General features: G+C 38.4%; 13 protein-coding genes, 1 pseudogene and 1 riboswitch. All 14 genes and pseudogenes read left to right on the top strand.

Features of this window, described 5'->3' with window-relative positions:
* Window positions 1-102: 102 nt before the first annotated feature.
* Window positions 103-187, top strand: a riboswitch (cyclic di-GMP riboswitch).
* A gap of 225 nt (window positions 188-412) precedes the next feature.
* Window positions 413-865: a flagellar basal body rod protein FlgC gene (gene flgC, locus U5921_RS00355; protein ID WP_324824557.1), complete on the top strand. Its 453-nt coding sequence runs from the start codon at window positions 413-415 to the stop codon at window positions 863-865.
* Between the two features lie 56 nt (window positions 866-921).
* Complete coding sequence (gene fliE, locus U5921_RS00350; RefSeq protein WP_324824556.1) at window positions 922-1,224, top strand: flagellar hook-basal body complex protein FliE; 303 nt, start codon at window positions 922-924, stop codon at window positions 1,222-1,224.
* Window positions 1,225-1,253: 29 nt separating this feature from the next.
* Entirely contained in the window at window positions 1,254-2,819 is a 1,566-nt protein-coding gene (fliF, locus tag U5921_RS00345) for a flagellar basal-body MS-ring/collar protein FliF (protein WP_324824555.1), read from the top strand.
* A pseudogene (gene fliG / locus U5921_RS00340) lies at window positions 2,809-3,813 on the top strand (flagellar motor switch protein FliG). The gene fliF and the pseudogene fliG overlap by 11 nt, the downstream one beginning before the upstream one ends.
* A gap of 93 nt (window positions 3,814-3,906) precedes the next feature.
* Window positions 3,907-4,719 (top strand): FliH/SctL family protein, encoded by an 813-nt coding sequence (locus U5921_RS00335; protein ID WP_324824554.1) that lies wholly within the window; start codon window positions 3,907-3,909, stop codon window positions 4,717-4,719.
* A 34-nt stretch (window positions 4,720-4,753) separates the two neighbouring features.
* On the top strand, window positions 4,754-6,040 hold the full coding sequence (gene fliI / locus U5921_RS00330) for a flagellar protein export ATPase FliI (RefSeq protein ID WP_324826018.1): 1,287 nt from the start codon (window positions 4,754-4,756) through the stop codon (window positions 6,038-6,040).
* Window positions 6,041-6,062: 22 nt separating this feature from the next.
* Window positions 6,063-6,509, top strand: a complete 447-nt coding sequence (locus U5921_RS00325) for a flagellar export protein FliJ (RefSeq protein ID WP_324824553.1) — start codon at window positions 6,063-6,065, stop codon at window positions 6,507-6,509.
* 68 nt (window positions 6,510-6,577) lie between these two features.
* Window positions 6,578-7,789 (top strand): flagellar hook-length control protein FliK, encoded by a 1,212-nt coding sequence (locus tag U5921_RS00320; protein ID WP_324824552.1) that lies wholly within the window; start codon window positions 6,578-6,580, stop codon window positions 7,787-7,789.
* Window positions 7,776-8,237, top strand: coding sequence for a flagellar hook capping FlgD N-terminal domain-containing protein (locus U5921_RS00315; protein WP_324824551.1), 462 nt, complete (start codon window positions 7,776-7,778; stop codon window positions 8,235-8,237). Before U5921_RS00320 ends, U5921_RS00315 begins: the two co-directional genes overlap by 14 nt.
* 44 nt (window positions 8,238-8,281) lie before the next feature.
* Entirely contained in the window at window positions 8,282-8,668 is a 387-nt protein-coding gene (locus tag U5921_RS00310; protein WP_324824550.1) for a TIGR02530 family flagellar biosynthesis protein, read from the top strand.
* A 71-nt stretch (window positions 8,669-8,739) separates the two neighbouring features.
* The gene (locus U5921_RS00305) at window positions 8,740-9,771 is read left to right on the top strand and encodes a flagellar hook-basal body complex protein (protein ID WP_324824549.1); all 1,032 of its coding nucleotides are present in this window, start codon (window positions 8,740-8,742) and stop codon (window positions 9,769-9,771) included.
* Window positions 9,772-9,829: 58 nt separating this feature from the next.
* Window positions 9,830-10,045 (top strand): flagellar FlbD family protein, encoded by a 216-nt coding sequence (locus U5921_RS00300; protein WP_324824548.1) that lies wholly within the window; start codon window positions 9,830-9,832, stop codon window positions 10,043-10,045.
* A 40-nt stretch (window positions 10,046-10,085) separates the two neighbouring features.
* Complete coding sequence (locus U5921_RS00295) at window positions 10,086-10,949, top strand: motility protein A (protein WP_324824547.1); 864 nt, start codon at window positions 10,086-10,088, stop codon at window positions 10,947-10,949.
* Between the two features lie 55 nt (window positions 10,950-11,004).
* A complete protein-coding gene (locus U5921_RS00290) occupies window positions 11,005-11,859 on the top strand; it encodes an OmpA/MotB family protein (RefSeq protein ID WP_324824546.1) in 855 nt (284 codons plus the stop codon).
* Window positions 11,860-11,862: the final 3 nt, after the last annotated feature.

Here is an 11,862-nt window from a genome sequence, read left to right as displayed (position 1 = left end):
ATTTTGGAAAAATCCCATTTAATTTGTAATAATTTAGAATATATTGACAAAATAGATCGAATATGATATATTATTTTACAAATAAAATATTTGTCAAGAATTTCTCGACAAAGGCAAAACTGTTGAAAAGCAGTGACGCAAAGCTATAGGGTCTAAGAGCATACGCTTATGACAGCCAGTTTCCGAAAGAAAATTTTTATCAAAGTATGGGTTGCAATTTGGTAAGGATTGGAGCTTTTTTTTGTTTCATTAAAAATTATTTATTAAATATTGACAATAGGAAATGTAGGAATGCCTATTGTAATAAAGTAGCGAAAAATGTAAAATAATATTAATAAATAATTAACAAAAAGTCATTTTTGTAGAAATATTGGTAAATTTTATGATTTATTGTAGAAGGATGGTGGATGATTTGGCATTTTTGAATACTTTGAATATTAATGGTTCTGCTTTGACTGCTCAGCGACTGCGGTTGAGCATCATTTCAGAAAACTTGACGAATCGAGATACGACAAGAACAGAATCAGGAGGTCCTTATAGAAGAAAGACGGTAGCGTTTGAAGCAATTGAAAAAGGGGATTTTAAATCTTTGATGAACCGAGCACTGGGAAAGCAGCCGGCATCAGGAAATGGTGTGGGTGGTGTGCGTGTGAGCGAGATTATTGAAGATGAGTCACCTTTTAAAACCGTTTACGATCCAACACATCCGGATGCAGATGAGAGAGGTTATGTAAATTTACCAAATGTAAATATTTTACAAGAAACAATAGACGCAATGAGCGCTTCACGTTCTTACGAAGCGAATGTCACGGCAATCAATGCCGTTAAGTTAATGGCATCAAAAGCCTTAGAGGTTGGTAAATAAACATTCGCTATAGTAATAGATGAAATGTGATACGAAAAAGCGAATGGAGGAGAAAAATGTTTATTACACCGATGCAACCGCTAAATGGAATGGGGAAAATGCCAGAACTGGAAACAGAGAAAGAAGCGGTGTCTGGCGGCACCCCATTTAAATCAATTTTTGAAAATGCAATTAATAATGTAAGAGAAACAGAAGATCAAGTAGCTAGAGACACCGAAGCTTTGGCGTTGGGGGATGTGGATGACCTGCATACCTTAGGGATTAATTCTACAAAAGCCTACCTTTCCGGAAGGCTGTTAGTAGAGATGCGAAATAAAGCGCTGGATGCCTATTCGGAGTTGATGCGCATTAACTTATAAAAATTAGAAGAACGAATGAGGAATGGCTTTTGCGTGATAAATTTGATAAAATAATAGAACAGATAAAAGAGATTAATAGTAAATTGAGCAATAGAAACCGTTATATTATCATAGGAAGTGCTGTTGCGATTTTTGTGTTCGCAATAATCTGTACGATATTGTTGAATTCAAAGCCATATGACACGATGTTTACCGGAGTGAATCAGCAGGAAGCGTCGGAGATTGTAACGGCTTTACAGGAATTAGATGTCACTGCAAAATATGATAAAAATGGTAATGTTTCTGTACCTAAAAAGCAAGTAGATGAATTAAGAGCGAAGCTGGTTATGGAAGGGTATCCGAAGAGCGGGTTGACCTATAACACATTTTCATCAAACGTGGATATGATGGCAACGGATTTTGAAAAAAATACATATAAAATTTATGAACTCCAAGACCGTTTGGCATCTACAATTCGTTTATTTGACGGTGTAAGTGATGCAGTAGTAACAATTGCGGTCGGTCAGGATCAAAAATATGTTTTGGAAAAAGAAAAAGTAGAGCCGAGTGCGAGCGTAGTGATTATAACAAAAGGTGATACTTTAGATAGTGAACAGGTACAAGGCATTCAAAGATTAGTTGCAAGAAGTATTCCGGACATGCAGCCGGAGCAAGTTCTTATTACGGATAGCACGGGAAGAGATCTGACTTCTATGTACGATCTTTCGCAAACAGGTTCTTCCAAACTGAAATTAGCTTTAGAACGGGATATGGAAAATACGATACAGAACAAAGTTCTGCATAATTTAACCCTTATTTTCGATGAGGACTCGGTTCGTGTAACGGCAAAATGCACGATGGACGTAGATAAAAAAATAAAAGAAATCATCACTTATCTGCCAAGTACAGATGATCAAAAGGGGATTATTTCAAAAGAGGATAACGACGTTGAAATCATCGGAGAAGGTACGGCATCTGCCGGTGTTGTTGGAACGGACAGCAATGCACAGGTTCCGGTTTATCCGAATATCACAACTGACGGAAATGAGATTTATTACAAGGACAACAAGTCTTTTGACTATTTGGTAAGCAAGGTAAAGGAGCAGATTCAAAGCGATTCTGGAGTTGTATCAGATTTAACCGTAGCAGTTGTTATCAATACAAAGCAGCTAAGCAAAACGGAATTGGCAGAGATTAAACGGTTAGTTGCTACGACTGCAGGAATCGACACGGAGATGGCAGATGAAAAGGTCGCTGTCTTTAGAGCAAGCGTTACAGAGGATACTGTGCCTGCAAGTGGCTTGCTCAGCACGTTGGGAAAAAGCAAGGTTGTGCCGATTGCAATTGGAATTCTAGTATTCCTTTTGATTGCAGGACTGATTGCATTCTTTATTCTAAGGCGGATTAAAGCGAAAAAAGAAGCAGAAGGAGTTGCTTTGGAAGAAGGAACTAATGAAAATAATGATATAGATGAATTGATTAAGCTGGATGAATTGAAACAATCGAGAGAGCAGGAATTAAAAGGTGAGATTCGGGAATTTGCGGATAAGAACCCGGAAATATCAGCACAGCTTATCAAAACTTGGCTAAAGGGAGGCGATGGAAATGCCGACTGAGTTGACGCCGGGGCAGAAGGCAGCTGCCGTAATCATTGCTTTAGGAGCAGAAAAGGCATCAAAAATTTATAAGCACTTGAGTGAGGATGAATTGGAAATGCTGACCGTTGAAGTTGCAAGACTTCGTAACTTATCCTCTGAACAGACGGAAAGTGCCTTAGATGATTTTTATAAATTATGTTTAACACAAAAAGTAATAACGGATGGGGGACTGGAATATGCGAGAACCATACTTGAAAAAGCATTTGGCTCGCAAACAGCAAATTTTTTGCTAGAACGTGTTACAAAGACCTTAAAAGTTCGCTCTTTTGAATTTATTCGTAAAACCGATAGTAAAAACTTGATTGCGATTATTCAGCATGAGCGACCGCAGACGATTGCACTGATTTTATCTTATGCAAGAGCCGATCAGGCAGCAGATGTCATTGCGGAACTTCCGAAAAGAAAACGGTTAAAAGTGGTTGAGTGTATCGCTAATATGGATAGCACCTCTCCAGATAACATTAAGTTGGTAGAAAGTGTAATGGAGAAAAAATTTGCTTCTGTTTTATCTACCGATTTTGCACAGATTGGCGGCGTAGATTATATCGCAGACGTTATGAACCATATGGATCGCAGCAATGAAAAATATATCTTCGACGAATTGGGCAAAAAAGATGCGAAGCTTACGGATGAAATTCGAAAGAAAATGTTTGTATTTGAAGATATTGTGGTACTGGATAGTATGGCGATTCAGAAGTGCCTTCATGAAGTGGATTCCCACGATCTGGTATATGCACTCAAAGGTGCGGCAAAGGAAGTTTCCGATGTTATATTTGCAAATATGTCCTCTCGTATGGCAGAGACCGTCCGGTCCGATTTGGAATATACATATAATGTAAGAGTTCGTGATGTGGAAGAAGCGCAGTAGCGCATTGTAGGTGTTATTCGCCGCTTAGAAGAAGAAGGTGAAATCGTTGTCTCAAAGGGTGGTAAAGATGAGATTATTGCTTAATTTCATTCTATGAATGAAATGCACGAAAACGAGGGGGTGTAAAAACTGAAAGTAGATAAGTATGAATTCTTTCAGTACTTTGAAAAAAATGAAATGGAAGAGGAAACACTGACGGATGAACCGAAAGAGTGTGAAGACACCGATTCTAGTGATGAAGAAGCAAATAAAGGTACTTTGGAAAAGGAAGAGACACGAGCAAAAGAAAAAACAGAGCAAATAGATGGGCAGGCCGATATGAAAGCTTGGCTGGAAGAAGCGTCAAAAAATGTGCCGCAGGAAATGATCGAGCAGGCAAAGCAGGAAGCAGATGAAATCATGAGAAAAGCTGCAATGGATGCAAGTGAAGTGATGAATGCCGGACGCCAAAGAGCAACAGAATTACAGGAAGAATCAAAAGCACAAGGCTATCAGGCGGGCTATGATGCGGGCAGAAAAGAAGCATTACAAAAGGCAGAAGAAGAATATAAGGAAGAATTAAGGCAGAAATATATTGCTCTTTTAGAAGGTGCCTATGCTGCTAGCTTGCAAATTGATGAGAAGAAAAAAGAGATGCAGCAGCAATATTTAGAGCAAATGAAAGAGATGGTGCTGACTATCGCAGAAAAAGTGATAAATGTAAGTTTAAAATCCAGCGCAGAGGTTGTTGAACGTATGATTTTATATGCGCTGGAGACAAGTGGTTCTTATCAATGGGCAAAAGTTCGAATTGCTGCTGAAGATGCAAGTAGAATGCAAGAAGCAGGGGTGGACTTGGAGTCGGCCCTAAAGCATGTGGCAGACAGAGTGAAAATTGTTGTAATTGATGATGCACCTTCAGGAACCTGTTATGTTGAATTCCCGGATCAGATTATTGATGCGAGTGTACAGTCCCAGCTTCAAAACATCCGCACACTGACCGCAATATAGAAAATTAGGAGGACCAATCTTGTTTTTTCAGGAGATGACCAATTTAATAAAAAAATCAGAGACGATCAGTCGCATTGGCAAGATTGAAAATGTCATAGGCATGACGATCGAAGCTTCCGGCAGTAAAGCTGGCGTCGGAGATATCTGCATGATTAGCGATGGTGGCAAACATGAAGTTATGGCAGAAGTAGTTGGATTTAAAGATGAAAAAATACTTTTGATGCCATATGCAGAGCTAAGCGGTATTGCTGTAGGAAATTATGTCAGGAATACATTCCGAAAATTGCAGATACCTGTCGGGGATTTTTTACAGGGTCGTGTCATTGATGCACTTGCAAATCCAATTGACGAATTAGAGGATTTTCCAAAAGGGGAAAAATATACAGTAGTAAACAAATACATCAATCCTCTAACGCGTCCGCCGATATCACAGCGTTTAGATTTTGGAATGAAAGCGATTGACGGTCTGACTACCATTGGAAAAGGGCAGAGAATTGGTATCTTTGCAGGCAGCGGTGTCGGCAAGAGTACTCTGATGGGAATGGTAGCTCGAAATGGTAAAGCGGATATTAACGTTATCGCCTTGGTTGGGGAACGAGGCAGAGAGGTTCGGGAATTTATTCAAAAGGACTTAGGGGAAGAAGGCCTAAAAAGGTCCATTGTTATTGTAGCAACTTCGGACCAACCTGCTATGCTTCGTATGAAATGTCCGATGGTAGCAACTACGATTGCGGAGTATTTTAAAAATCAGGGGAAAGATGTACTCTTAATGATGGACTCACTGACTCGATTTGCTATGGCGCATAGGGAAGTTGGACTTGCAGTTGGAGAACCGCCGGTTGCAAGAGGATATACGCCTTCTATCTATAGCGAGCTTCCAAAATTGTTAGAACGCAGCGGTAATTTTAATGAAGGTTCCATTACAGGTATCTATACAGTTTTAGTTGAAGGTGATGATACGAATGAGCCGATTTCCGATACCGTTCGCGGTATTGTAGACGGGCATATCATCCTTTCCAGAAAATTGGCTCATAAAAACCATTTTCCGGCAATTGATGTAAGCAGCAGTATTTCAAGACTTATGGATTCCATAGTGTCGGACGAGCATAGGCGGATCGCATCAAAGATGCGTGACCTTATGAGTACATATCAGCAGAATGAAGATATGATTGCTATCGGTGCATATAAAGCAGGGAATAATCCGAAACTGGATGAAGCCGTTTCGAAAATGGATGCAATTAATACTTTTTTAAAGCAGGAAATCAATGATTCGGTTCAGTATGATGAAATATTAAAGCAGATGGTGAAGATAGTTGGCTAATCGGAGTTAAGGTGAGTAAGAAATGAAAAAATTCCAATTTTCATTAGAAAATGTAAAAAGGTATAAAGAGCAGACCTTAGATAGTTTACGGATGGAGCACGCGGTACTCCTAGCACAGGTCCAACACCAAGAGGAGATTATTCAGGAATTGGAGCGGCAATACCGTTCTTATAACGATGAGCTGATAACGAAGAATGCCAAGGGTATGAGCACCTTAGAACTATGCCAGTACAAACAGTATTTAAGAATCATGCAGCATAGGATAAAAGAACAATTTTCTCTATTGGAGAAAATAAAAAAACAGGAGCAGAAGAAGAAGGAGCAGGTTTTAGAAGTGAAGAAAGAAGCCACATCCTTTGAGAAATTAAAAGAAAAACGATGGTTGGAGTATAAGAAATTAGAACAAAAATCAGAAGAACTTTTAATTGACGAGATGATATCGAATAAAAGGTATCGCGAAAAGGCGTAGCTTATTCATCCGAAAGATTATTTTTTCGGTTAAATAATAAAAAGGAAGAATAGAAAGGAGGTGAAAAGATGTACGCAGCAAATAATTTAGCACAAGTTCAGTCATTTAACACGAAGGCAAAAACTGATGTGAAAAGCAAAATGGCCGAAAAGGATTCCGGCTTTGATCAATCATTCGCTTATGCATTAAAGGAAAATTTGACTCAAAACCAATCTTCTTCCGTAGAAAAGAAAGAACTTGTACCTTTAAAGGAAACCTCTGAACAACAAGATGAAACTTCTCTTATGGAAACAGGCTTGGCAAACGATCAAGCGGCTATGGCCATGCTTGTTTTAAATGCGGATGATACATACCTGGCGAATCAGGAACAAGCTGATGTAAGTACAGCCTTATTGCAGGAGAATGTTTCAGATGTGAAAGGAACCCTTACACAGGAAATGTCTTTTGCGGCAGATGAAGCAAAACCTTTTGACGGGAAAGCAGCTTACTCTGAAATTCTTGGAAATGCAAATACACTTCTTAAAGAAAATCCGTTAGAATCAAAACAAATTGGAGCGCCCATAAAAGATATGACTCAGGCAAATGGATTGGAGCAGACCGTGAAAACGGAGGTCGCATCTCAGCAGTTAAATGAGGCAGGAAAGATTGATCTTGCAGGAAAAAGTTCCGATTTGACAGGGTTAAAAAATGAAACGTTAAGAACAGACAAAGAAGGATTGTCTCCAACTCAAAAAGGTACAGAACGAGAGGAAGAGCTTCCGGAAATATTGACGGGCGCAAGTGTAAAGAAAGAAGAGCCGTTGGATTTTACAAAAGTGAATATTAAAGTTGCTGAAAACACAACAGAAGCAGATTCAAATTTTTTAAGTAAAGATCTTGCAGAAAAGATTCTGCATCGTGCGTCAGAAGGAAAAAATGTATTTGAAGTTCAATTAACCCCGGAAGAGCTGGGGAGCATTCAAATTAAACTGACATTTGAGGCGGGAAAAGCTTCTGTTCTTTTGAACTGTTCAAATCCAAAAACACAAGAAATTCTAATGGGTCAGTCAGAAAACATTCGTCAAATTATAGAACAACAAACTGGCTTAGAGACAATTGTAGCAGTGAAAGAGGATGCTTATACCAAGCAGCAAGATTTTGATGGCAGAGGACAGAACAATCGTAGAGAAGAACAAAAAAACCAATCACAAAGGGATGACAGCGTCAATGCAGAACAGTTTATGCAGCAATTAAGATTGGGATTAGTAGGAAAGGAGGATTTGAATTATGGCTTCAGTTGATCCGGTAGACAGCGCTTATACAAAACCAACTGCCATAAAGAAAACTGGTTTGGGAAGCTCTGATTTGGGCTTTACGGATTTTATCAGCCTTTTAGTAGCACAGATGAAAAATCAAGATATGATGAATCCGATGTCTGATACAGATTTCATTGCGCAAATGGCACAGTTTTCAGCATTGGAGGCAATGAATACTCTTTCTCAGACAAACAACACGGCTTATGCAACGTCTTTAATCGGCAAAAAAATAACAGCAGCTTCTCTAGACAGTAGCGGAAAATTGCAAAAAGTTGAGGGTAATGTAACTGCTGTTACTCTGTTTGAAAACACCCCACTTGTTTATATTGGCGATAAATCCTTTGAACTATCCCAAATAATGATTGTAGGAGATTTACCAATTCCGGAGCCGCCGGATGATGGCAGCAAAGATGGTAAAGGGGATAAAGACTAAGCCAAAATGAATTCAGACAACAATATCACTGAGGATGATGAGTAATGAATAGGATTAACGAATATAATCGGATCACACGTGTTGAACAAAATGCAATCAAGGTAAATCAAACACTGCGGAAAAATGCAGGGTGTGCCAGCTTTGAGACGTTATTAAAAGAGCAATTAAATAAAAATGAAGGCTTGCAGTTTTCAAAGCATGCAAAGGAACGTGTCGATGAACGTGGAATCGAAATTACCGACAATTTACTAAATGATTTAAACCATGCTGTAGCGAAAGCAAGGGATAAAGGAGCAAAGGATGTGGTGATATTTGACACCCAAAATGCGTTTATTGTAAATATTCCTAACAACATGGTGATCACAACAATGGCAGGAAATGAACTGAAAGAAAATGTTTTTACTAATATTGACGGTGCTGTAATTATATAACTGGACCATTTTGGAGGTTATGGAATAAAATCCGATTGATTTAATTCCTACGGCAAAAGAAAGGAGACAGAATGGTTAGATCGATGTATGCTGCAGTAGCAGGGCTACGTGCACATCAGACAAAAATGGATGTAATAGGAAATAATATTGCAAATGTAAATACATATGGCTATAAGAAAGCAAGGGCTACGTTTAGAGATCAATTTTATGCAACAGTTAAAGGCTCCAGCGCACCAGGCGAGACTTACGGAGGAGGAAACCCTTCTCAGATCGGATACGGTTCTCAGATCGCCTCCATCGATGTGGCGCATACAACAGGTGGTATTGCATATACAGATGTCGGTACGCATGTTATGATTTCCGGAAATGGATATTATCTTGTTGGGCAATACAATAAAGACGGTTATGATGTTACCAGCAAAACAGATGGAAACAATCCTACTGCATTAAATCTGACAAGAGTCGGTATTTTTAATTTTGACGGTAATGGTAATTTAGTAGATGGAAACCGAAATCATGTATATGGTTTTAAAAACCATGCAGAGATAGGAAAAGATCCTGATTATTTAAAGCCAGACGCTGGTGGCGGTACGCCTAAAAAAACACTGGAAGCTTTACAGATTCCTCAAATAGTTATGAATAAGGATGGAAGCCCGAAATTAGATGGGGATGGAAAGTACGAACTAGTGAAATATGATGCCGATGGAAAGGCAGAAAATGTTGGTACAGATGAATATGCTGCGAGCATGAAGCTGAGTTCAATCAGTATAGGACAGGATGGCACGGTTTCCGGTATTAACGATAAAAAGCAGGTTGTAATTATTGGAAAAATTGCAGTTGCTAATGTCCCGAATCCAAATGCGTTAGAGTCGATGGGTAACTCTTATTTCAAAGCCAAAGATAATACAGGAATCGTTACAGCGGAAATACCGGGTGAAGGAAGTACCGGAGCATTAGAATCAGGGAGAGCGGAAATGTCTAATGTGGACCTTTCCGAAGAATTTACAGACATGATCACGGCGCAAAGAGGTTTTCAGGCGAATACCAGAATCATTACTGTAACTGATCAAATGCTCGAAGAACTTGTTAATTTAAAACGATAATTGGTTTCTTAAGACAGGGTACTTTCTGCCCTGTCTTCTAAAAAGAAAGGACTGCCGAATGATTAAACTGACAAAGCTAAATAATGAGGAGTTTATTGTAAATTGCAATCAAATTCAAATGATTGAACTGATTCCGGAAGCAAAGATAGTTTTAATGAATCGAGAATTTTTCGTTGTAAGAGAAAGTGCAGAAGAAATTATTGATAAAATTATTCAATATAATGCTAGGATTATTGATACATCGAATATTACTGTAATAAAAAATAAGGAATAAATGAATCTTTTAGGGTATATGGAAGGAGCAAAGAAAATCAATGGATTTTACTAGTATAATCGGGATTATCAGTTGTATATTGCTAGTTGTGAGTGGTATCATAGTCGAAAAAACAGGAAATGTTGACATCGGTGCTCTGATTAATTTTGCAGACCCGCAAAGTGCGCTGATTGTAATCGGAGGTACCTTTGCAGCTCTTTTTGCATCTTTTTCACTTACTTCCCTAAAAGAGGTTCCTAAGCATTTAAAAATAATTATGACAAAAGACAAGCATAACCCAAATGATTACATTGATGCAATCGTCGGGTGTGCTGAAATTGCTAGAAAAAACGGGTTACTTGCATTGGAAGAACACGCAAATGAACAAGAAGACCCGTTTTTAAAATCTAGCTTGCTATTGATTGTTGATGCAATTGATGCAGATAAAGTAAGAGCTATGCTGGAGGGTGACTTGGGTTACATGAATGCACGTCATGAAGAAGCAGTTTCCATCTATGAAAAGGGATCGGCATTGGCTCCGGCTTTTGGAATGATAGGAACATTGATTGGTTTGATTAATATGCTTGCTGGCCTGGATTTGAATGTAGAAGGGGGAACGGATAGTCTGACAAGCGGAATGGCAGTTGCTTTGATTACAACTTTTTACGGCTCTATGCTTGCCAATGTGTTTTTTACACCGATTGCAAATAAATTACAAGTACGCCATGAGCGGGAAGTTTTGTGTAAGGAAATTGTCATTGAAGGCATTTTATCGATTCAGTCTGGTGAAAATCCTAAATTTATAAGAGAAAAATTGATGTCTTTCTTATCAGAAAAAGATAAGATGAGTCTTTCTGATTCGGGCGATGGGGAAGATGGAGATAAGAAGAAAAAGAAACCCAAGAAAGAAAAAAAGAAAAAGTAGATAAGTAAAGAAATGATTTTTTATTTACTTATGGACAAAGGAGTTGGAACTGGAGATGCAAAAAAAAACTAAGAAGCCGGTTGATAAAAATGCATGGATGAATACATACAGCGATATGGTAACCTTGTTATTGTGTTTCTTTGTGCTGCTTTTTTCTGTGTCCAGTGTTGATTCTGCAAAGTGGTCTGTTTTAGTAAAAGCATTAAATCCCAAGGCAAAAGAAGTATCACAGATTGTCACTGAGGAAATGGCAGGAGAGGAAGGGAAAGATCCGCTTTCGTCAGGTGGAAAAGGCTTAATGACAGATGTTACAGAATTTCAAGACTTGTATTATCGTATGGAGGAATATATAATAGAAAATAAATTGTCTGGTGACATTGATGTTCATCAGGGAGATGGATATACATTTATTGTCTTTCGTAATGATGTTTTCTTCGATGGAGACAGTTACGTTTTAAAACAGCGAGGAAAAGATGTTTTGACTTTTCTAGCCTCTGGAATCGAGCCGATTCAAGATCAGATCAATGAGATGCGTATTTTAGGACATACAAATCAAGCCGATCCGAATAAACCGAATCCAATAGTTGGTGATCGATTTTTAGCTTCGAATCGTGCAACTACTGTACTTATTTTTATACAGGAAAAAAGTGTAATTGACCCTAAAAAGTTAATTGATAGCGGGTATGGACAGAATTACCCGATTGCTCCTTTTGTAAAAGAAGAAGACCGAGCAAGAAATAGAAGAGTAGAAATTTTGATTACAGAAAGTAATAAGGTCAGTGTTACATTAGAAGAAGTATATAAGCAAATTGATGAACATGAAAATGTAACAGAAGGCCCCGGAGAACAAGGAGAATCTGTAGGACAACCATTAACTAATACGAATAATACAGAAAAACAATCACAATAAAAG

The organism is Sinanaerobacter sp. ZZT-01, from assembly GCF_035621135.1.
Classification (GTDB): domain Bacteria; phylum Bacillota; class Clostridia; order Peptostreptococcales; family Anaerovoracaceae; genus IOR16.
The sequence above is the reverse complement of the archived record's forward strand: the minus strand, read 5'-3'. Positions and strand labels throughout refer to the sequence as shown.